This window comes from Metapseudomonas resinovorans DSM 21078 (assembly GCF_000423545.1).
GTDB classification, from domain to species: domain Bacteria; phylum Pseudomonadota; class Gammaproteobacteria; order Pseudomonadales; family Pseudomonadaceae; genus Metapseudomonas; species Metapseudomonas resinovorans.
In genome coordinates this window covers 43012-64751 of sequence record NZ_AUIE01000001.1, presented here as the reverse complement: position 1 = coordinate 64751, position 21740 = coordinate 43012, and the positions used below count along the sequence as shown (strand labels likewise).

General features: G+C 64.2%; 21 protein-coding genes and 1 riboswitch. Of the genes, 13 read left to right on the top strand and 8 right to left on the bottom strand.

Going from position 1 to position 21740, the window contains the following annotated elements; genetic code table 11:
* Positions 1 to 133: 133 nt before the first annotated feature.
* Positions 134 to 670, bottom strand: coding sequence for a hypothetical protein (locus G559_RS0100280; protein WP_028626315.1), 537 nt, complete (start codon positions 668 to 670; stop codon positions 134 to 136).
* A 307-nt stretch (positions 671 to 977) separates the two neighbouring features.
* Positions 978 to 1077: riboswitch (guanidine-I (ykkC/yxkD leader) on the top strand.
* Between the two features lie 65 nt (positions 1078 to 1142).
* Between G559_RS0100280 and G559_RS0100275 the strand changes: the two genes are divergently transcribed.
* From G559_RS0100275 to G559_RS0100235, 9 genes are all read left to right on the top strand, one after another.
* Positions 1143 to 2210, top strand: a complete 1068-nt coding sequence (locus tag G559_RS0100275; protein WP_028626314.1) for a putative urea ABC transporter substrate-binding protein — start codon at positions 1143 to 1145, stop codon at positions 2208 to 2210.
* Between the two features lie 100 nt (positions 2211 to 2310).
* The gene (locus tag G559_RS0100270) at positions 2311 to 3126 is read left to right on the top strand and encodes an ABC transporter permease (RefSeq protein ID WP_028626313.1); all 816 of its coding nucleotides are present in this window, start codon (positions 2311 to 2313) and stop codon (positions 3124 to 3126) included.
* Entirely contained in the window at positions 3123 to 3923 is an 801-nt protein-coding gene (locus tag G559_RS0100265) for an ABC transporter ATP-binding protein (protein WP_028626312.1), read from the top strand. The genes G559_RS0100270 and G559_RS0100265 overlap by 4 nt, the downstream gene beginning before the upstream one ends.
* A 14-nt stretch (positions 3924 to 3937) precedes the next feature.
* Positions 3938 to 4666, top strand: a complete 729-nt coding sequence (locus tag G559_RS0100260; RefSeq protein WP_028626311.1) for an urea amidolyase associated protein UAAP1 — start codon at positions 3938 to 3940, stop codon at positions 4664 to 4666.
* Between the two features lie 11 nt (positions 4667 to 4677).
* A complete protein-coding gene (locus G559_RS0100255) occupies positions 4678 to 5313 on the top strand; it encodes an urea amidolyase associated protein UAAP2 (RefSeq protein WP_028626310.1) in 636 nt (211 codons plus the stop codon).
* A gap of 232 nt (positions 5314 to 5545) precedes the next feature.
* Complete coding sequence (gene uca, locus G559_RS0100250; RefSeq protein ID WP_028626309.1) at positions 5546 to 9154, top strand: urea carboxylase; 3609 nt, start codon at positions 5546 to 5548, stop codon at positions 9152 to 9154.
* Between the two features lie 104 nt (positions 9155 to 9258).
* Positions 9259 to 10329, top strand: a complete 1071-nt coding sequence (locus tag G559_RS0100245; protein WP_028626308.1) for a DUF2157 domain-containing protein — start codon at positions 9259 to 9261, stop codon at positions 10327 to 10329.
* A complete protein-coding gene (locus G559_RS28330; protein ID WP_051246321.1) occupies positions 10326 to 11180 on the top strand; it encodes a DUF4824 family protein in 855 nt (284 codons plus the stop codon). The genes G559_RS0100245 and G559_RS28330 overlap by 4 nt, the downstream gene beginning before the upstream one ends.
* A gap of 55 nt (positions 11181 to 11235) precedes the next feature.
* A complete protein-coding gene (locus G559_RS0100235) occupies positions 11236 to 12729 on the top strand; it encodes a sensor domain-containing diguanylate cyclase (RefSeq protein ID WP_028626307.1) in 1494 nt (497 codons plus the stop codon).
* Positions 12730 to 12792: 63 nt separating this feature from the next.
* On the opposite strand, the gene modC is transcribed toward G559_RS0100235, so the two are convergent.
* From modC to G559_RS0100205, 6 genes are all read right to left on the bottom strand, one after another.
* Positions 12793 to 13878: a molybdenum ABC transporter ATP-binding protein gene (modC, locus tag G559_RS0100230; protein ID WP_028626306.1), complete on the bottom strand. Its 1086-nt coding sequence runs from the start codon at positions 13876 to 13878 to the stop codon at positions 12793 to 12795.
* A 3-nt stretch (positions 13879 to 13881) separates the two neighbouring features.
* Positions 13882 to 14568: a molybdate ABC transporter permease subunit gene (gene modB, locus G559_RS0100225; protein WP_028626305.1), complete on the bottom strand. Its 687-nt coding sequence runs from the start codon at positions 14566 to 14568 to the stop codon at positions 13882 to 13884.
* Positions 14569 to 14643: 75 nt separating this feature from the next.
* Entirely contained in the window at positions 14644 to 15090 is a 447-nt protein-coding gene (locus tag G559_RS0100220; protein ID WP_028626304.1) for a diguanylate cyclase domain-containing protein, read from the bottom strand.
* Positions 15091 to 15147: 57 nt separating this feature from the next.
* On the bottom strand, positions 15148 to 15540 hold the full coding sequence (gene gloA, locus G559_RS0100215) for a lactoylglutathione lyase (RefSeq protein WP_028626303.1): 393 nt from the start codon (positions 15538 to 15540) through the stop codon (positions 15148 to 15150).
* Between the two features lie 92 nt (positions 15541 to 15632).
* Entirely contained in the window at positions 15633 to 16850 is a 1218-nt protein-coding gene (locus G559_RS0100210) for an argininosuccinate synthase (protein WP_028626302.1), read from the bottom strand.
* A gap of 129 nt (positions 16851 to 16979) precedes the next feature.
* Positions 16980 to 17978, bottom strand: coding sequence for a flagellar protein MotY (locus tag G559_RS0100205; protein ID WP_036996753.1), 999 nt, complete (start codon positions 17976 to 17978; stop codon positions 16980 to 16982).
* Positions 17979 to 18145: 167 nt separating this feature from the next.
* On the opposite strand from G559_RS0100205, the gene pyrC reads away from it, so the two are divergent.
* The gene (gene pyrC, locus G559_RS0100200) at positions 18146 to 19192 is read left to right on the top strand and encodes a dihydroorotase (RefSeq protein ID WP_028626300.1); all 1047 of its coding nucleotides are present in this window, start codon (positions 18146 to 18148) and stop codon (positions 19190 to 19192) included.
* Entirely contained in the window at positions 19189 to 19863 is a 675-nt protein-coding gene (gene rnt, locus G559_RS0100195) for a ribonuclease T (protein ID WP_028626299.1), read from the top strand. The genes pyrC and rnt overlap by 4 nt, the downstream gene beginning before the upstream one ends.
* Positions 19864 to 19933: 70 nt before the next feature.
* On the opposite strand, the gene G559_RS0100190 is transcribed toward rnt, so the two are convergent.
* A complete protein-coding gene (locus G559_RS0100190; RefSeq protein ID WP_028626298.1) occupies positions 19934 to 20536 on the bottom strand; it encodes a peroxiredoxin in 603 nt (200 codons plus the stop codon).
* Between the two features lie 285 nt (positions 20537 to 20821).
* Between G559_RS0100190 and G559_RS0100185 the strand changes: the two genes are divergently transcribed.
* Together G559_RS0100185 and bfr are read left to right on the top strand one after the other, a co-directional pair.
* A complete protein-coding gene (locus G559_RS0100185) occupies positions 20822 to 21040 on the top strand; it encodes a bacterioferritin-associated ferredoxin (protein ID WP_028626297.1) in 219 nt (72 codons plus the stop codon).
* A 204-nt stretch (positions 21041 to 21244) separates the two neighbouring features.
* Positions 21245 to 21715, top strand: a complete 471-nt coding sequence (gene bfr / locus G559_RS0100180; RefSeq protein WP_028626296.1) for a bacterioferritin — start codon at positions 21245 to 21247, stop codon at positions 21713 to 21715.
* Positions 21716 to 21740 lie beyond the last annotated feature (25 nt).

The following is a 21740-nucleotide window of genomic DNA, read 5'->3' as shown; positions in this document are numbered from 1 at the left end:
GCGAAGGTCAGGCAAGGCGAAATCGGCCGAAGAAGCGCAGTTTACGTGCTGTAAATGAGCATTCTGATCAGACTCGCGCTCGAGGCCGATTTCAACGCAGCATCACCGAGCGCAGGCACTCTTCGTACAGAGCCTAACGGCGGTTCTCCATCGACCAGCTGCTGCGGTTGTTATAGCGGGGATTGTTGTGCGGCCGCGCCTCGTAGCCCGGCTGCACCCGGTACTGCTGGCGGTAGTTGCTCTGGCGATAGCTTTTCTGGTGGTTGCCGGGCTGACGGTAACCGGGCTGGAGGTGGTTGTTCTTGCCCCAGGTCTGCAGGCGCGGCGTGTAGTCGTGGCGGCGTTCCTGGTAATTGTCCTGGCGCGGCTGGTGGTAACGCCGGTCGTGGCGGTACTTGCGGTCATTGTCGTAGTAGCGCTTGTCGTAGCGGTGCTTGTCGGACTTGTAATAGTCCTTGCGACCGTCGTAGTGGCGGCGCTCGTAGTGCCGGTCGTCGTAGCGCTGGTCAGCTACGCGGTACGTCGTCTTGGGTGTGTCGTAGTAGCGATTAACACGGTAGTCGTCACCGTCGTAGTACCGACGTCCGTAGTAATCGTTGTCGTAGTCATAGACGGCGCAGCCGCCCAGGGTCAGGCTCAGCACGGCAAGGAAGAATGATCGGTAGGACATGGCGGCCTCCTTCGACCGCTAGGGATGGCGCAGACAGATGTCGGCGCCCGGGATTGCTCCCACTGCGTTGGACAACGAGTCCTACAGAACAGCGCTCGCTCCCTGTCGGAAAAATCCTTTTCCAGTTGTTGCTACGCACCAGTTTGAAGCCAGCCGCCCCATGAGCGGGCATCCCTCACCTTCATGCCGCCCTTGCCGGTCGGCGAAAAGCCCGTGGCAGAGCCCTCTCACCAACTTGGCACGGCCTTCGCTTTGACGAAGGCGTGCAGGAGCTACCCGGACCACCGGGTTCGCGGCACCACAATTTGCAATGGCTGGCTAGGGTTCCGGTTCGCGAAAGCGGATGACTGGTCCGAGAGCTGGCGACCTCCAGCGAGGTTACACGGCGGGACAAAAGCCCGGGAGAACGCGCCCCTTTACAGGGAAAGTGCCGCGCAGCTCCGCCCGCCCTCAACCGAACTGGAGGTTCTCCATGCGTAAGTCCCGTCTGTTCGCTCTCGCCGCCGCCGGCCTCGCCGCCGCCCTCAGCTTCAACACTTCCGCCGCCCAGAAGGACAGCTTCAACGTCTGCTGGACCATCTACGCCGGGTGGATGCCCTGGGAGTACGGCGCCACCAAGGGCATCGTCGACAAATGGGCGAAGAAGTATGGGATCGAGATCCAGGTCACCCAGCTCAACGACTACGTCGAATCGATCAATCAATACACCGCTGGCCAGTTCGACGGCTGCACCATGACCAACATGGATGCCCTGACCATTCCCGCCGCCGGCGGCGTGGACAGCACGGCACTGATCGTCGGTGATTTCTCCAACGGCAACGACGGCGTGGTGCTCAAGGGCGAAGGCAAGACCCTGGCCGATCTCAAGGACACGCCCATCAACCTGGTGGAGCTGTCCGTCTCCCACTACCTGCTGGCCCGCGCCCTGGAGCGCGCCGACCTCACCGAGAAAGACGTGAAGGTGGTGAACACCTCCGACGCCGACATCGCCGCCGCCTTCGATACCGCCGAAGTCCAGGCCGTGACCACCTGGAACCCCATGCTCGCCGACATCAAGGCCAAGCCCGGCACCAGCCTGGTATTCGACTCCAGCAAGGTTCCCGGCGAAATCATGGACATGATGGTGGTCAACACCGAGACCCTGCAAGACAACCCCGCCTTGGGCAAAGCGCTGACCGGCGCCTGGTTCGAGATCGTCGCGCTGATGAACGCCAACACCGCCGAAAGCACTGCCGCCCTGGAACACATGGCCAAGGCTTCCGGCACCGACCTGGCCGGCTACCAGGCCCAACTGGACGCCACCCGCCTGTTCCACACTCCGGCCGATGCCCTGGCCTTCGTCACCAGCCCGAAACTGCCGGCAACCATGGACAAGGTGGCCAACTTCAGCTTCCACCACGGCCTGCTCGGTGAAGGCGCCAAGGATGCCAACGCAGTCGGCATGAGCTTCGCCAAGGGCGTGGTCACGGGTGACAAGGGCAACGTGAAGCTGCGCTTCGACCCGACCTACGTGCAGATGGCCGCCGAAGGGAAGCTCTGACCGCCGGCACCCGATCGTAGGTTGGCGCCGAGCGAAGCGCGGCCCAACGTGGCCCGCACCAACCTACGAAATGGCCCGTTCCACACACGAGTACACCGCCATGCGCCTGATCAACCGCCAACCGGACCGCGCCGGCCGCCTGATCCTGATCCTGCTGCCCTTCGCCCTGCTGCTGTTCGCCTACTTCACCGGCTCGGCGGCGCGGCTCACGGAAAACCCCAACGACAAGCTGCTGCCGAGCGCGGCGCAGATGAGTGACGCGGTGGAACGTCTGGCCTTCACCGAAGACAAGCGCAGCGGCGACTACCTGTTCTGGCAGGACAGCGCCTCGAGCCTGAAGCGCCTGGCGCTGGGGCTTTCCATTGCCGCACTGCTGGGCCTCACCCTGGGCATCGCCGCCGGCACCCTGCCGCTGTTCGGCGCACCGCTGTCGCCCCTGCTCACCGTGCTGTCGATGATTCCGCCGCTGGCGATATTGCCGATCCTGTTCATCGTCTTCGGCCTTGGCGAGCTGTCCAAGGTGATGCTGATCGTCATCGGCATCGCGCCTTGCATCGCCCGCGACATGGAGCAGCGCGCCCGGGAAATCCCCCGCGAGCTGCTGATCAAGGCGCAGACCCTGGGCGCCAACACCTGGACCCTGATCCTGCGGGTGGTCCTGCCGCAGCTCATGCCGCGCCTCTTGATCTCCCTGCGTCTGGTGCTGGGCTCGGCCTGGCTGTTCCTCATCGCCGCCGAAGCCATCGCCTCTACCGATGGCCTGGGCTACCGCATCTTCCTGGTCCGCCGCTACCTGGCCATGGATGTGATCCTCCCCTACGTGGTGTGGATCACCCTGCTCGCCTGGCTGATGGACCTGGGCCTGCGCCAGCTCACGCGGCTGGCCTTCCCCTGGTACGAGGGAGCCAAGGCATGAGCGCGTTCATTGAAGTGAAAAACCTCTGGCAGGAATACGCAGACCAGGTCGTCCTCGAAAACCTTAACCTGTCGGTCAACGAAGGCGAGTTCTGCACCCTGGTCGGCGCTTCCGGCTGCGGCAAATCCACCTTCCTGCGCATGCTGCTGGGCCAGGAATCCCCCAGCCGCGGCAGCATCCTGCTGGACGGCCAGCCACTGATGGCCGAGCCCGACGCCAGCCGCGGCGTGGTGTTCCAGCGCTACTCGGTGTTCCCGCACCTCAGCGTGCTGGACAACGTCGCCCTGGGTCTGGAACTGCCTCGCTCGCCCCTGTTTGGCCGGCTCTTCGGTGGCGCCAAGCGATCCGCCCGCGAAGAGGCCGCCGCCATTCTCGGCAAGGTCGGTCTGGGCCACGCCCTGGACAAGTACCCCAGCCAGCTCTCCGGCGGCATGCAGCAGCGCTTGGCCATTGCCCAGGCACTGATCATGAAACCGCGCGTGCTGCTGCTCGACGAACCCTTCGGCGCCCTCGATCCAGGCATCCGCAAGGACATGCACGAACTGCTGCTCAGCCTCTGGAACGAAACCCGGCTGACCGTCTTCATGGTCACCCACGACCTCACCGAGGGCTTCAGCCTGGGCACTCGGCTGATGGTCTTCGACAAGGTGCGCCACGACCCGCAGGCACCCAATGCCTATGGCGCGCGCATCACCTACGACATTCCGTTGAACAGCGACCGCCGCGCCGCCCGCGCGGCCGTCGAGGCCCTGCCGGAGCGAGTCACTTCCGCCCTGCAGCCCGCCATCGCCCACTGACAAGGAGCCTGCCCATGACCGCTTCCCTGGCCCTGCGCCCGACCCTCTATGAAGAAACCGTCCCCGGCGGCGGCCACACCTCCTTCGTGCTCAAGCGCGGCCAGCAGTTGCGCGTCACCGATATCGAAGGCGGTGCCAACGTCAGCCTGCTGTTGCTCAACGCGCAAGAAAAGAGCGAGCGCCTGAACCTGCCCGACAGCCTCAAGTGCCAGCACACCGCCAAGCTCACCGCGGGTCACTGCCTCTACTCCGACATGGGCCGGGTGCTGGCGGCCATCACCGCCGACACCTGCGGCTGGCACGACAGCTTCGGCGGCGTGCTCAATGCAGACGAGGTGAAGGAAAAGTACGGCGCCGGGCGCTACCAGGAACTGCGTAATGGCTTCTTCCGCAACGGCGTGGACAACCTGCTGGTGGAAATGGGCAAGTGGGACCTCAACCTGCAAGACCTGCTGATGTGCCTGAACCTGTTCAGCAAGGTCACCGTGGACAGTGACGGCTGCTTCCACTTCCAGCCCGGCAACTCCACGGCCGGTGACTACATCGAGCTCTACGCCCCCATGGACACCCTGGTGGTGCTCACCGCCCTGCAGCACCCCATGGACCCCGCCCCGGAATATGCGCCCAAGCCGGTGCAACTCGCCTGGCAACAGGTGCAGAGCGACGGCATCACCCTGCTCTGCCGCACCTCGCGCCCGGAAAACGACCGCGGTTTCCACAACACCGAACGCCTGTACATCTGAGGTCCGACGCCATGCACCAGACCCCGAGCGAAAAACACCCCGAAGCCGCCGTCTACCGCGCCGTGATCGCCGCCGGCGAGCCCTTCATGACCGAAGTGAAGGCCGGCCAGACCCTGCGCCTGCTGGACCTGGAAGGCAACCAGGCGGTGGACACCCTCTTCTACAGCGCCAGCAACCCGCGTGAGCGCTATGACGTGCAGCGCACCCTGCGCCGGCAGAACCGCGTCTACCTCAGCGCCGGCAGCGTGCTCTACTCCAACCTCGGCAACCCGATGCTGACCATCACCGCCGACACCTGTGGTCGCCACGACACCCTCGGCGGCGCCTGCGCCCAGGAAAGCAACACCGTGCGCTACGCCCTGGACAAGCGCTACATGCACAGCTGCCGCGACAACTTCCTGCGCGCCAGCCTGCACGACGGCCGCCTGAGCAAGCGCGACATCAGCGCCAACATCAATTTCTTCATGAATGTGCCGGTCACCCCGGACGGCGGCCTGACCTTCGAGGACGGCATCTCCGCCCCTGGCAAGTACGTCGAGCTCAAGGCGCACATGGACATCATCGTGCTGATCTCCAACTGCCCGCAGCTGAACAACCCCTGCAACGCCTACAACCCGACGCCCGCCGAGGTGCTGGTATGGGACTGAAGCAACTGCGCGCCTGGCTCTTCCTGCTCTGCCAGAGCCGCTCGGGGCAGTGCCTGCATACACCCCCCGTAGGATGGGTAGAGCCTGCGAAACCCATCGAGCGGTGATGGGTTTCGCTCCGCTCGCGGAACGCCGCCCGACCCACCCTGCGACTTCTAGAGTTCAGCCACGGACGACCGTGGCACAGACCCAATAGCGGCGGGACGACCCGCCACCACATGGGGAAGACTCCATGTTCGAGACGCTCCTGATCGCCAACCGCGGCGCCATCGCCTGCCGCATCCTGCGTACCCTGCGCCAACTCGACGTTCGCGGTGTAGCGGTGTATTCCGAAGCCGACGCCGCCAGCTTGCATATCCAGCAGGCGGACCAGGCCATCAGCCTGGGCGACGGCCCGGCAGCCAGCACCTATCTGGTGGTCGACAAGATCCTCCAAGCTGCCCGCGATAGCGGCGCCCAGGCCATTCACCCCGGCTACGGCTTCCTCTCGGAAAACGCCGCGTTCGCCGAAGCCTGCGAGGCCGCGGGTATCGCCTTCGTCGGCCCGACGCCTGAGCAGCTGCGCGTATTCGGCCTCAAGCACACCGCCCGCGCCCTGGCCAAGCAGCACGGCGTGCCGATGCTCGAAGGCACCGAACTGCTGGAAGACCTCACCGCGGCCCTCGCCGCCGGCGAACAGGTGGGTTACCCGGTGATGCTGAAAAGCACTGCCGGCGGCGGTGGCATCGGCATGCGCGTGTGCCGCAGCGCGGCCGAACTGAGCGAAGCCTTCGACGCCGTGAAGCGCCTCGGGCAGAACAACTTCAGCGATGCCGGGGTGTTCATCGAAAAGTACATCCAGCGCGCACGCCATCTGGAAGTACAGGTATTCGGCGACGGCCGTGGCGAGGTGATCGCCCTGGGCGTACGCGACTGCTCGGTGCAACGACGCAACCAGAAGGTGCTGGAAGAAACGCCAGCGCCGAACCTGCCCGCTGGCATGGCCGAAGCGCTCTGCGCCGCCGCCATCAAGCTGGCCAAGGCCGTCAGCTACCGCAGTGCCGGTACCGTGGAATTCGTCTACGACAGCGAAGCCGAGCGCTTCTACTTCCTCGAAGTGAACACCCGGCTGCAGGTGGAGCACGGCGTCACCGAGCAGGTCTGGGGCGTGGATCTGGTGCGCTGGATGGTCGAACTGGCCGCCGGTGACCTGCCGCCTCTCGCCGAACTGGCCAAAGGGCTGAGCCCCAGCGGCCACGCCATCCAGGCACGGCTGTATGCCGAAGACCCGGGCCGCGACTTCCAGCCTTGCCCCGGCCTGCTCACCGCCATGCAGTTCCCGCCTGCCGATGGCCGCGCGCTGCGCATCGACACCTGGGTGGAAGCCGGGTGCGAAATCCCGCCCTACTTCGACCCGATGATCGCCAAACTCATCGCCTGGGCGCCGAGCCGTGATGAGGCCAGCGCGGCCCTCGACCAGGCCCTGGAGCAGAGCCTGCTGTATGGCGTGGAAAGCAACCGTGACTACTTGCGGCAGATACTCAGGGACGCGCCCTTCGCCAGTGGCTCGCCCTGGACCCGCTGCCTGGAAGGCCTGAGCTACCGGGCCAGCACCTTCGAAGTGCTGGCCGCCGGTACCCAGACCAGCGTGCAGGACTACCCCGGCCGCCTCGGTTACTGGGCGGTTGGCGTGCCGCCGTCCGGCCCCATGGACAGCCGCGCCCTGCGCCTGGGCAACCGCCTGCTGGGCAACCCGGAAGGTGCGGCAGGCCTGGAAATCACCATGAGCGGCCCCAGCCTGCGCTTCAATTGCGACGCCGTGGTCGCCGTCACCGGTGCGCCAATCCCGCTGACGCTGGATGGCCAGCCGCAGCCCATGGATACCGCCCTGCGGGTGCCGGCCGGCGCTACCCTCGCCCTCGGCACTATCGCCGGTGCGGGCGCACGCAGCTACCTCTGCCTGCGTGGGGGCCTGCAACTGCCGGACTACCTCGGCAGCAAGAGCACCTTCACCCTTGGTCAGTTCGGCGGTCACGGCGGCCGCGCCCTGCGCGCCGGTGATGTGCTGCACCTGCCACCCCTGGCCGATTGCAGCGCCGGTCAGTCCCTGGCCCCGGCCCTGCGCACCGCGCTGCCGGAAGTTCGCACCCTGCGGGTGATCTACGGTCCCCATGGCGCACCGGAATACTTCACCCCGGCCTACATCGAGACCTTCTTCGCCACCGACTGGGAAGTGCACTTCAACTCCAGCCGCACCGGCGTGCGCCTGATCGGGCCCAAGCCGGAATGGGTGCGTGAGAGCGGCGGCGAAGCCGGCCTGCACCCCTCCAACATCCACGACAACCCCTACGCCATCGGCGCCGTGGACTTCACCGGCGACATGCCGGTGATCCTCGGCCCGGACGGCCCGAGCCTGGGTGGCTTCGTGTGCCCGGTAACCCTCATCGAAGCGGACCTGTGGCAACTGGGGCAGCTGAAGGCGGGGGACAAGGTAAGGTTCGTGCCGGTGAGCATTGCCGAGGCACGTGAACTGGCTCGGACACTGCTGTGTAGGAGCGAGCTTGCTCGCGAACATCCCAGCGTCGAATTCGCGAGCAAGCTCGCTCCTACAGATTCACCCGTCGTGCTCGACCTGGGTGACGCCGACAAACGCCTGGTCGCACGCCTCTCCGGCGACACCCACCTGCTGCTGGAGATCGGTGCGCCGGAGCTGGACCTGGTGCTGCGCTTCCGTGCCCATGCACTGATGCAGGCGCTGGAGGCCAAAGCCCTGGATGGCGTGATCGACCTGACGCCAGGCATTCGCTCACTGCAGGTGCACTACCAGCCGGAAACCCTGCCCCTGGAGGCGCTGCTGGAAATCATTGCCGGACTCTGGGATGGCGTCTGCGCTGCCGGCGACCTGAAAGTGCCGTCGCGGATCATCCACTTGCCGCTCTCCTGGGATGACCCGGCCTGCCAACTGGCCATCGAGAAATACATGACCACGGTGCGCAAGGACGCCCCCTGGTGCCCGAGCAACCTGGAGTTCATCCGCCGCATCAACGACCTGCCAAACCTCGACGACGTACAGCGCACCGTGTTCGACGCCAGCTACCTGGTCATGGGCCTGGGCGACGTCTACCTCGGTGCTCCGGTGGCCACGCCGCTGGACCCGCGCCATCGCCTGGTGACCACCAAGTACAACCCGGCGCGTACCTGGACCGCCGAGAACTCGGTGGGTATCGGCGGCGCCTACATGTGCGTGTACGGCATGGAAGGCCCCGGCGGCTACCAGTTCGTCGGCCGCACCCTGCAGATGTGGAACCGCTACCGCGAAGTGGAAGCCTTCGCCGGCAAACCCTGGTTGCTGCGCTTCTTCGACCAGATCCGCTTCTACCCGGTATCCGCCGAAGAACTGCTGCACATCCGCCGCGACTTCCCCCTGGGTCGCTATCCACTGCAAATCGAAGAAAGCGAGCTGTGCCTGGCCGACTACCAGGCCTTCCTCACCCGCGAAGCCGAGGGCATCGCCGCCTTCCGCCAGCAGCAGCAAGCGGCCTTCAATGCCGAGCGGGAACGCTGGATCGCCACTGGCCAGGCACATTTCGAAAGCGAAGACGTCGCCGCCGACCTCGGCGAGGATGCCCCGCTGGGGGCCGGCCAGCATGCTGTGGAAAGCCATATCGCCGGCAACCTCTGGCAGGTGCAGGTGGAAGCAGGCACCAGCGTGAAGGCCGGGGACATTCTGGTGATCCTCGAATCCATGAAGATGGAAATCCCCCTCACCGCACCCCGTGATGGCGTCGTGCGCGAGGTACGTGTGCAGCCGGGTTCGCCGGTGCGCGCCGGGCAGCGGGTGGTGGTGATGGAGGAGGCGTGAGGAATCTCTTGGGCTGAAACCCCTACAGAAACATCCAGTCCCCATTGCCGCTCCCCATCCGCGGCCCTACAGTTCAAGCGGCACCGCACGCAAAAGGACCCGCAATGCCGCCGCTCAGCCGCGACCAGGCACAACACCGCGCCGACGACATCCAGGCCTTCTACCGGGAAGTGGAGCGCCTGCACGATGAGCAGGCGCTGCTGCTTTCCCCCGAACAGATCGAGCAGCTCGGCGAGCACCATCGTCAGTTGCTGGCGGATTACCGTACCGCCTTCGACATTGACTCTGACGCCCAGGCCAGACGCCTGTCGCTGGGCATGCGCATCGCTTCCTTGCTGGGCGCTTTGGCCCTGGCCGCCAGCCTGCTGTTCTTCTTTTATCAGTTCTGGGGCCTGTTCCCGGAAACCGCGCAGGTGGGCATTCTCACTGGCTTCTCCGTGGGCAGCCTGCTGCTGACCCTGCTGCTGCGCCAGCGCGCGCCCTCCGGGTATTTCACCAAGCTGGCGGCGATCCTGGCCTTCGCCTGCTTCGTGCTGAATGTGGTCATGCTCGGGCAGATCTTCAATATCACCCCCAGCGACAAGGCCCTGCTGCCCTGGGCCGCCTACGCCCTGCTGCTGGCCTACGCCTGCGAGGTACGGTTGCTGCTGGGGGCCGGACTGGCGTGCATCATGGCGTTCGTGGCCACCCGCCTGGCGAGCTGGAGCGGGCTCTATTGGCTGGACTGCACCGAGCGGCCGGAACACCTGCTGCCTGCCGGATTGCTGATCTTCCTGGTGCCGCAGTTCATTTCTCAGGCGCGCTACAGCGGTTTCGCCGCAATCTTCCGGGTACTGGGCTTGTTCGGCCTGTTCGTGCCGGTGCTGGTACTGGCCACCTGGGCTGACGGCAGCTACCTGCCCTGGTCGCGCGACCTGGTGGAAGTCATCTATCAGCTACTCGGCTTCGGCGGCGCGGCCCTGGCCATCTGGCTCGGCAACCGCCGCGACTGGCCGGAAGTGGTGCACACCAGCCTGCTGTTCTTCGTCCTCTTCCTCTATATCAAGCTGTTCGACTGGTGGTGGGAGGTAATGCCCAAGTACCTGTTCTTCCTCGTCCTTGGCCTGGTCGCCGTGCTCATCCTGCTGGTGCTTGGTCGCCTGCGTCGCACCCACAAAGGGGGCCAGCGCACATGAGAAACCGCAACGCACTGCTCGGCGGACTCGCCCTGATCGGCCTGACCAACGCCATCGCCCTTGGTGGCGTCTGGCTGAACCGCAGCGGTGAGCCGGATAGCCGCCTGCTGCTCACCGAGCGGGAACTGCGCCGCAGCCACGACTGGGCCGACCGAGAAAACAGCGGCCTGGCCCTGCGTCTGGACTGGCGCCGTCCCAGCGATCCCACCAGCGATGACCGCTACCAGAGCCTGATGCTGAGCGAGGCCCAGCTGTTGGGCCTGGGTTTCACCACCGAAGGGCGCGATGGACGGCGTTTCGACCACCGCAACCGCGAAGCGCTGGTGGTGCTGGAACTGGACGGCCCGGCACACAGGGCCGAGCTCGAACGCGCTAACCAACAACTGAGGAAGGCCCGCAGCGAGTTGCACGCCGCGCCAACCGATAAGCGCCTGCAGGACGCCGAAAGCGCCGCCCGCGACTATGTTGAAGATGCAGAGCAACGCGACAGCCGACTTCTTGCCGTGGATGTGGGCGTGGAGAGGGAGGTCCTGCGCAGTCGTTACCCTGACCGTAGCCGCTACGCCATCGTGCCCGGCCACGTGAGCGCCTGGGTACGCGAGGGGCACCTGACCGGTCAGATCAGCCGACTGCGCATCACTGAAATCAACGTCCCCCACACCTGGCGCGAAAGGCTGGACGAGGAGTTGGCGCGCAACCGCAATGGCGACACACCGCCGCGCTTTCGACTGTGGCTCAGTGTCGGCCAGCGCCTGGAGCCCTGGATCGATTCGCCCCCGGAGTTTCCGCGCGAAGGGCCCCGCGCAAAGGCAGGAGACGCCGTTAGCCTGGCGTCAAGTACCCGTCCGTGACGCTCGCATTAGCGCACGCTAGCATTGCGCCACTACCCAGAGGCCAGATTGCCCGATGCCGTTAAAAGAACACGCCAAGCAAAGCCATCGCCTGTTGGTCCTCACCCTGGTACTGCTGCTTGGCAGTGGCTTCCTGGCCACCTCTCTGGTGAGTTACCAGGCGTCGCTCAAGTCCATTCGCAACAGCATCATCAACACCGAATTGCCGCTGACCTCGGACAACGTCTACTCGGAAATCCAGAAGGACCTGGTCCGGCCCATCCTGATTTCCTCGATGATGAGCCGCGACACCTTCGTGCGTGACTGGGTGATGCAGGGTGAGAAAGACATCGAGCCGATGACCCGCTACCTGCGCGAGATCCAGGAGCACTACGGCGCCTTCACCAGCTTCTTCATCTCCGAACGCACGCTCACCTACTACCAGACCAAGGGTGTGCTGAAAAAGGTGAACCCGAAGGAGCCACGGGACATCTGGTACTTCCGCGTACGGGACATGAAGGAGCCCTACGAGATCAACGTCGATGTGGACATGGCCAACCAGGACCAGTTGACCATCTTCATCAACTACAAGGTATTCGACTACGACGGCAAGTTCCTCGGCGCCACCGGCGTCGGCCTGACGGTAGATGCAGTGATCAAACTGATAGACGAATACCAGCGCCGCTACGACCGCAGCGTCTACTTCGTCGATACCACTGGACGCATCGTCCTCACCGGGGCGGATGGCGGCCCGCAGGGTGCACGGGTCGGCCAGTCGCTCGCCGAGGTGCCGGGCCTCGAGGGCCTTCAGGCCAAGCTGCGCCGCCCACAGACCGGCAAATTCGAGTACCACGAGCACGGCCGCGACCACTACCTGAATGTGCGCTACATCCCCGAGCTGGACTGGTACCTGTTCGTCGACAAACACGAAGGCGGCCTGCTCGCCAGCCTGCGCAACACCCTCTACCTCAACCTGTTGATCTGCCTGCTGGTCACCGCCGTCGTGCTGGTGCTGGTGATCCGCCTGATGCGCCGCTACCAGCACAGCATCGCCGCGCTGGCCACCACCGACAGCCTGACCGGCCTGCCGAACCGGCGCGGCTTCGAGTTGCTCGCCGGCCAGGCACTGCAAGAAGCCCGGCGCGACCGCAAGCCGCTGGTGGCGCTGATGCTGGACCTCGACCACTTCAAGATGCTCAACGACACCTACGGCCATCAGGCTGGCGATGAGGTGCTGCTGGGCTTCGCCCAAAACCTGCGGGACAGCCTGCGCCAGTCAGACATCATCTGTCGCTGGGGTGGCGAGGAGTTCATCATCCTGCTCAAGGACACCGGAAATTCCACCGCCCACCAGTTGGCCGAGAAGGTCCGCAGCGAAGTGGCCGCCAAGCGCTATCCCTTCAAAGGCGTGAACCTCCAGGTGACCACCAGCATCGGCCTGGCCCAGATGCATCCGGATGACTCGCTCGACAGCCTGATCGGCCGCGCCGACCGTGGCCTCTATCGGGCCAAGCAGTCCGGACGCAACTGCGTGTGCGTGGAGCCTTCGGGAAACCACGACGCCGTGTGATCCTGTGGGAACGAATTCATACGTGGATGAATTCGCTCCCACAATCCCCCATCGCCACCAACCTCAGGCCAGCAGCGCCACCGACTTGATCTGTGCCCAGAGTGACTGGCCCGGGTAGAGACCAAGCTGGTCGCGGGAGAAGCGAGTGATGCGCGCCAGCATCGGCGTGCCATCCACATCGAGGCGTACCAGAACGTGGGCCGGATTGGCGGCGGGAGACTCTTCCACCATCCGCGCCGGCAGCAGGTTGAGGATGCTGCTGTCGCGCTGCTTCTCCAGGCTCAGGCTGACATCCCGCGCCAGCACCCGGAAGCGCAGGGAGCGGCCCTCGGCGACTGGCGAGTGGGCCACCCGCACACTGAGTGAGCTGCCGGGCAGCCCCAGGGTCAGCAACTGGTACCGGGCATCGAAACCTTGCACCCGCCCTTCTATGACGACGCCCGCTTCATCTTCCCGGGCGGTGGGCAGGTCCAGGCGCGCCAACGTCTGGTCCAACGGACCGCTGGCCAGCACCTGGCCGTTGTCCAGCAGCACCAGGTGGTCCGCCAGGCGCGCGACTTCGTCCGGCGAGTGGCTGACGTAGATCACCGGAATATCCAGTTCGTCGTGCAGGCGCTCCAGATAGGGCAGGATCTCGGCCTTGCGCTTGAGGTCCAGCGCCGCCAGGGGTTCGTCCATCAGCAGCAGGCGCGGGCTGGTCAGCAGGGCGCGGGCGATGCCGACGCGCTGCCGTTCTCCGCCTGACAGACCGCCCGGCATGCGTTCCAGCAGATGGCCGATTCCCAGTAACGCCACGGCCTGGTCCAGCTCGACACGACGCTGCCCCGAAGGAATGCGCCGCAGTCCAAACGCCAGGTTGTGCCGCACCGAGAGGTGCTCGAACAGGCTGGCTTCCTGGAACACATAGCCCAGGGGACGCTTGTGGGTGGGCAGGAAATGGCCACGGGCGCTGTCCTGCCAGACCTCGCCATTGACTTCCAGGAACCCCTCCGCGGCCTGCTCGAGGCCGGCGATGCAGCGCAGCAGGCTGGTCTTGCCCGAGCCGGAATGGCCGAACAGGGCACTGACGCCCCGGCCGGGCAGTTCGAGGTCCGCCTCCAAGGCAAAACCCGGGTGGCGCAGGCGGAAACGTGCACGAATCTGTTGCATGGCTCAGGTCCAGCCGGGTTTCAGGCGCCGGCTGGTGTTGAGCGCCAGCAGGATGAGGAAGGAGAACAGCAGCATACCGCCGGCCAGCCAGTGGGCCTGGGCGTACTCCATGGCTTCGACATGGTCGAAGATCTGCACCGAGACCACGCGGGTTTTCTCGGGGATATTGCCGCCGATCATCAGCACCACGCCGAACTCCCCAACCGTGTGGGCGAAACCGAGGATGGAGGCGGTGACGAAGCCGGGGCGCGCCAAGGGCAGTACCACCGAGAAAAAGGTGTCCCAGGGGCTGGCGCGCAGGGTCGCAGCCACTTCCAGCGGGCGCTGGCCAATGGCGGTGAAGGCGTTCTGCAGGGGCTGCACGACGAAGGGCATGGAGTAGATCACCGAACCCACCACCAGGCCGGCGAAGGTGAAAGGCAAGGTGCCGAGGCCGAGACTCTGGGTGAACTGGCCGATAAAACCATGGGGCCCCATGCTCACCAGCAGGTAGAAGCCGATGACGGTGGGCGGCAGCACCAGTGGCAGGGCGACGATGGCGGCCACCGGACCCTTCAAGCGCGAGCGGGTGCGCGCCAGCCACCAGGCGATGGGCGTACCCACCACCAGCAGGAGCACCGTGGTGAGGGTCGCCAGTTCCAGGGTCAGCCAGATGGCGGCCAGGTCGGTACGGTCGAGGGGGAAATCCATGGGTTGGCCGGATGATCGGTTTTCGCTATGTGGCGAAGTATATAGCGAAGCGCTGCGTCCAGCCAGAATCGGGCGTCAGTCGATTTCCGGCGCGCTGCGATGCAGGGCATTGTCTGCTTCAAGCAGCAGTTGCTCGAGGTCCTGACCGCGAGTGGACTCGGCATGGCCAATGCGCAGCGTCAGGCTCTGCTCTGCGGCACGGTTGAAGGCACCCAGACCGGCACGCAGGCGTTGCAGCACGGCATCCGGATCACCGTAGCCGGTGGTCAGCACGAGGAACTCACCACCGCCAAGACGCGCCAGCAGGCCTTTCCACAATGGCGAGATGGCGTCCTCGTCCTTGTAGTAGCAGCGATCGCCATCGCGCAGGACGAAGGTAGCGCCGTCGGCACCGACCAACTCCCGCGCCGCGCTGCGCACGATCTCGGCGATACGGTCGAGATCACGCGCCAGGGAAAGCTCCTGGATGGCCCGAACCAGGCATTCGAGATTACGTTCGTAGCTGACTGCGGAACCATCCATAGACCCACGCCTCCTGACCGGGGCGATGACGCCCCGGTTTCATATCAGCACAGAGCTTCAGTCGTTGCGAGAGGGAGACAGCAATTCGATCTTGTAACCGTCGGGATCTTCCACGAACGCCAGGATGCTGGTGCCGTGTTTCATCGGCCCCGGCTCACGGGTGACCTTGCCGCCACGGGCGCGGATGTCCTCGCAGGCTTTGTAGACGTCATCCACTTCCAGGGCGATGTGACCGTACGCTGTACCCAGCTCGTACTTGTCCACACCCCAGTTGTAGGTCAGCTCGATCACGCTGTTGTGGGCTTCGTCGCCGTAGCCGACGAACGCGAGGGTGAACTGGCCATCCGGGTAGTCCTTGCGACGCAGCAGGGTCATGCCCAGCACTTCGGTGTAGAAGGCGATGGATTTGTCCAGATCGCCGACTCGCAGCATGGTATGCAGCAGTCTCATCGTTGCTTCCTCATCGGTTGCCCGCTATCCCGGGCTATAAATGCGAACCCCGGCTCGTGGCCGGGGTTCGTAGGCTCATGCCGACAAGCTTATCAGAACAGCTTGCGGCCCTTGCCTGCTGCGATGCGCATGCGCAGAGCGTTGAGCTTGATGAAGCCGGCAGCGTCAGCCTGGTTGTAGGCGCCGGCATCGTCCTCGAAGGTGGCGATGTTAGCGTCGAACAGGGAGTCGTCGGACTTGCGGCCGACCACGATGACGTTGCCCTTGTACAGCTTCAGGCGCACTACGCCGTTCACGTTGGCCTGGGAGGCGTCGATCATCTGCTGCAGCATCAGACGCTCCGGGCTCCACCAGTAGCCGGTGTAGATCAGGCTGGCGTACTTCGGCATCAGCTCGTCTTTCAGGTGGGCCACTTCGCGGTCCAGGGTGATGGACTCGATGGCGCGGTGAGCCTTGAGCATGATGGTGCCGCCGGGAGTCTCGTAGCAGCCGCGGGACTTCATGCCGACGTAGCGGTTCTCGACGATGTCGAGGCGACCGATGCCGTTGATGCCACCGACACGGTTCAGTTCGGTGAGCACCTGGGCCGGGGTCATGTCCTTGCCGTCGATGGCAACGATGTCGCCGTTACGGTAGGTCAGCTCGATGTAGGTCGGGGAGTCCGGCGCGCTTTCCGGGGAAGTGGTCCACTTCCACATGTCTTCTTCGTGCTCGGTCCAGGTGTCCTCCAGCACGCCACCTTCATAAGAGATGTGCAGCAGGTTGGCATCCATGGAGTACGGGGACTTCTTCTTGCCGTGGCGCTCGATCGGGATACCGTGCTTCTCGGCGTAGTCCATCAGCTTCTCGCGGGACAGCAGGTCCCACTCGCGCCAGGGAGCGATCACTTTCACGCCCGGTTTCAGCGCATAGGCGCCCAGCTCGAAACGCACCTGGTCGTTGCCCTTGCCGGTCGCGCCGTGGGAGATGGCATCGGCGCCGGTCTCGTTGGCGATTTCGATCAGGCGCTTGGCGATCAGCGGACGGGCGATGGAGGTACCCAGCAGGTACTCGCCTTCGTAGACAGTGTTGGCGCGGAACATCGGGTACACGAAGTCGCGAACAAACTCTTCGCGCAGGTCGTCGATGTAGATTTCCTTGACGCCCATTGCCTGGGCCTTGGCGCGGGCCGGCTCGACCTCTTCGCCCTGGCCGAGGTCAGCGGTGAAGGTCACCACTTCGCAGTTATAGGTATCTTGCAGCCACTTGAGGATCACCGAGGTGTCCAGGCCACCGGAATAAGCCAGGACAACCTTCTTCACGTCCGCCATGCCATCAACTCCACGGGGGTTGTACGAAAAACCCGTGATTCTACTGACCCTGGCGGCCAAATTACAGTGGCGCGACAGCTTATGACGACGAGGCGACAGATTCTGTCGGCCGCGCGACGAGTGGTCGGGTCAGGACCCGGCCGGCGACTGGGATTTTGGGGCCGCACCCTGGACGCCAGGCTTGATGGGAGCTTCGGCCGGGGCAGCGGCGGGAGCAGGTGTCTCTGCCGGAGTGGTGGTCGAAGCCGGAGCGGTCGCTGGGGCCTCCACAGGCAACTCGACGCGGGAAAGCTGTACGGTGGCGCGGCGGTTCTTCGCCCGGTTGGCCGAGCTGTTGTTCGGTGCCAGCGGATAACGCTCACCATGGAAGCGCATGACCATTTGCGCCTCCGGGAAGCCATTGGCCTTGAAGTAGTCGAACACGGCCAACGCGCGGCGACGTGACAGATCGCGGTTGGTCAGGCGGTTACCGCTGTTGTCGGAGTGACCGTCGATTTCGATGTGATTGACGCTGGGGTCGGCCTTGATGAAGTCGAGCATGATTTCCAGCTTGGCCCTGGCCATGTCGTCCAGCTCGACGCCACCGCCAGGGAAACCGAGCTGCAGGTGCCTGATCTGGTCGAAGTTCACCGGCAGGAGCTTGGCGGTGCAGGCCAGGTAATCCTGATAGGCCTGATTGAACTTCACCGGCAGCAGGCGTACCTCCATGGCATCGCCGCCTTGCAGAGTGCGGTGGCGCACCAGCGGGCTGCGGCCTTCCAAAAGACCTGTGAGCAGGCGTCCGGCCTGTTGCTGGGAACTGTTGAAGGGTACTTCACCGCCCCCGACGCTGACGACGCCGAGGTTAATGTCCCCCCTCCCCGGCTGCCAGGGCGCCGCAGCCGCCAGCAAGGTGGCGGAGCCGGCTCCCATCCAACGCTCGCGCGCCTTCAGGCGGAAGGTGGCCTGCTCGCCGGCTCGGCGCACGAACTCGCCCGCACCGAAGTCCGTGATGGGCTGCGAGAGGCGGCATTCGAACTTGTCCCCCTCGACCTTCCACTCGACTTTCTCCAGACGCGTCTGGAAGGTGATGGCCATGGCCGGCAGGCTGGCGAACAAGCTCAGGAAGACGAGATAGCGCTGGCGCACGGCGGGCTCCACGGGGAATTACGGCGTTCCTGCTGGATATCGGTGCCGCTCGGCAAAACTTGAGCGCGAATTTGGTTGCCCGATTGCCGCTGGCTCAAGCCCCGCGTGCCCCTGGAGGGCTTTTCCGGTAGCATGTCGGCCCAGTTCTGCCCGCCTGGAAGCCCCCCATGTCCGACCGTTTGACCCTCCTGCGTCCCGACGACTGGCACATCCATCTACGTGATGGCGCCGTCCTGGCCCATACCGTCGCCGATGCTGCCCGTACTTTCGGCCGCGCCATCATCATGCCCAACCTGGTGCCCCCGGTACGCAATGCCGAGGAAGCCGATGCCTATCGCCAGCGCATCCTGTCGGCACGTCCGGCCGGCAGCCGCTTCGAGCCGCTGATGGTGCTCTACCTCACCGACCGCACCAGCCCGGAGGACATCCGCGCGGCCAAGGCTTCCGGTTTCGTCCACGCCGCCAAGCTCTACCCGGCCGGCGCCACCACCAACTCGGACTCCGGTGTCACCAGCGTCGACAAGATCTTCCCGGCCCTGGAAGCCATGGCCGAAGTCGGCATGCTGCTGCTGGTCCACGGTGAAGTGACCCGCGGCGAGATCGACGTGTTCGACCGCGAGAAAGTGTTCATCGACGAGCACCTGACCCGCGTGGTCGAGCGTTTCCCGACCCTGAAGGTGGTGTTCGAGCACATCACCACCGGCGACGCGGTGCAGTTCGTAGAGTCAGCTTCGGCCAACGTCGGTGCCACCATCACCGCCCACCACCTGCTGTACAACCGCAACCACATGTTGGTAGGCGGTATCCGTCCGCACTTCTATTGCCTGCCGATCCTCAAGCGCAACGTGCACCAGGAAGCCTTGCTGGATGCCGCCACCAGTGGCAACACCAAGTTCTTCCTGGGCACCGACTCGGCCCCGCACGCCAAGCACGCCAAGGAAGCTGCCTGCGGCTGCGCCGGCTGCTACACCGCGTATGCGGCCATCGAGCTGTACGCCGAAGCCTTCGAGCAGCGCAACGCCCTGGACAAGCTGGAAGCCTTCGCCAGCTTCCACGGCCCGGACTTCTACGGCCTGCCGCGTAACACCGACCGCATCACCCTCGTGCGCGAGGAATGGACCGCACCCGCCACCCTGCCGCTGGGCGAACAGGTAGTGGTGCCGCTGCGTGCCGGCGAGAAACTGCGCTGGCGCCTGCTGGAGGAACAAGCGTGAGCGAAGACCTGTACGACGACGAACTGGACGGCAGCCTGCCGTCAGGCCCCCGCCACCCCATGGCGGCGCGCTTCCGCGGCTACCTGCCCGTTGTGGTGGACGTGGAAACCGGCGGTTTCAATGCCGCCACCGACGCCCTCCTGGAAATCGCCGCGACCACCATCGCCATGGATGAGCAGGGCTTCCTCTACCCGGATCACACCCACTTCTTCCGCGTCGAGCCATTCGAAGGCGCCAACATCGAACAGGCCGCGCTGGAGTTCACCGGCATCAAGCTGGATCACCCACTGCGCATGGCAGTGAGCGAGGAGCACGCGCTGACGGAAATCTTCCGTGGCCTGCGCAAGTCGATCAAAGCCAATGGCTGCAAGCGCGCCATCCTGGTCGGCCACAACTCCAGCTTCGACCTCGGCTTCCTCAACGCCGCGGTGAACCGGACCGCGCTCAAGCGCAACCCCTTCCACCCCTTCTCCAGCTTCGACACCGCGACGCTGGCCGGCCTCGCCTATGGCCAGACCGTCCTGGCCAAGGCCTGCCAGGCAGCCGGCATCGAGTTCGACGGGCGCGAGGCCCATTCGGCGCGCTACGACACCGAGAAGACTGCCGAACTGTTCTGCGGCATCGTCAACCGCTGGAAGGAAATGGGCGGCTGGATCGACGACGACGATTGAGTCGTCGGCGAAACGCCAGACATGAAAAAGCCCCGAACTTTCGGGGCTTTTTCTTTCAGCCTGGAAACGCTTACAGGGAAGAAGCGTTCTCGGCCAGGTACTGGGCAACGCCTTCCGGAGAAGCGGTCATGCCCTTGTCGCCTTTCTTCCAGTTGGCCGGGCAGACTTCACCGTGCTCTTCGGTGAACTGCAGGGCGTCGACCAGACGCAGCAGCTCGTCCATGTTACGACCCAGCGGCAGGTCGTTGACGATCTGGGAACGGACAACGCCATTCTTGTCGATCAGGAAAGCGCCACGGTAAGCCACACCGTCTTCGGACTCAACGTCGTAGGCCTTGGCGATTTCGTGCTTCATGTCGGCGGCCAGGGTGTACTTGACCGGGCCGATGCCGCCTTTGTCTACCGGGGTGTTGCGCCAGGCGTTGTGGGTGAAGTGGGAGTCGATCGATACGCCAATCACTTCCACACCGCGAGCCTGGAACTCGGGAATGCGGTGGTCCAGGGCGATCAGCTCGGACGGGCAAACGAAGGTGAAGTCCAGCGGGTAGAAGAACACCAGACCGTATTTGCCTTTGATGGCCGAGGACAGGTTGAAGCTGTCAACGATTTCGCCATTGCCCAGAACGGCGGCAACGGTGAAGTCCGGAGCCTGCTTGCCTACGAGTACGCTCATTCCATGTCTCCTGAGTTGTCATGAGTAATCAACGGGGCCGGGCGTCACAGCCTGGCCGACCAATGTGGCGACGCCATGACACCCGCTCCAAAAACGACTGGCAATCATACACTCGGCAAAGGTCTCCGCCCACCGCTTTCGACTAGTGGGTCAAGTCCGACGAATCCCCGTCCGAGAGGCCAGGAAAGCCTCTAGTCCGGGTCTTTCAGCCAAAGTTTTGACAATCATTCTCATTACTATTAGTATCCCATCCATCCAATAACTCCCTCCGAGCTTTGAGTCGCCATGTACGTCTGTCTCTGTCTAGGTGTCACTGACGGTCAAATTCGCGAAGCCATCTACGAAGGCTGCTGCAGCTACCGCGAAGTACGCAACACCCTCGAAGTGGGTACCCAATGCGGCAAGTGCGCCTGCCTCGCCAAACAGGTGGTCAAGGAAACCCTCGCCGAGGTGCAGAGCAGCCAGGCCGCCCTCGCCTACCCTGCCGCATACGCTATCGGCTGACCGTTTGGCGGAAACGAAAAGAACCGGACCTCAGCGTCCGGTTTTTTTGTGCCTGTTTTTCAAATATTTAGACTTCAAATGTAGAAGTTAAACATTCTTATTCATATTCAAATTCATTTGCAATTCAACTACTTATATTTGACATACAACAATACGGAGATCAAAATTTGCTGATCTTCAACTATTCCGACGGCAGGACTCCACATGAAAGGCGACAAGAAGGTCATTCAGCATCTCAACAAGATCCTCGGCAACGAACTTGTTGCGATCAACCAGTACTTCCTGCACGCCCGCATGTACGAAGACTGGGGCCTGAAGAAATTGGGCGACCACGAGTACCACGAGTCCATCGACGAGATGAAGCACGCTGACACGCTGATCAAGCGCATCCTCTTCCTCGAAGGCCTCCCCAACCTGCAAGACCTTGGCAAGCTGATGATCGGCGAGAACACCAAGGAAATGCTGGCCAGCGACCTGAAGCTGGAGCAGCAGGCCATACCGGACCTGAAGGCCGCCATCGCTTACTGTGAAAGCGTGGGCGACTATGGCAGCCGCGAACTGCTGGAAGATATCCTCGAGTCCGAAGAAGAACACATCGACTGGCTGGAGACCCAACTGGGCCTCATCGAGAAAGTCGGCCTGGAAAATTACCTGCAATCGCAGATGGACGAGTAATCTGGAACCGGACAAAGAGCCCCGC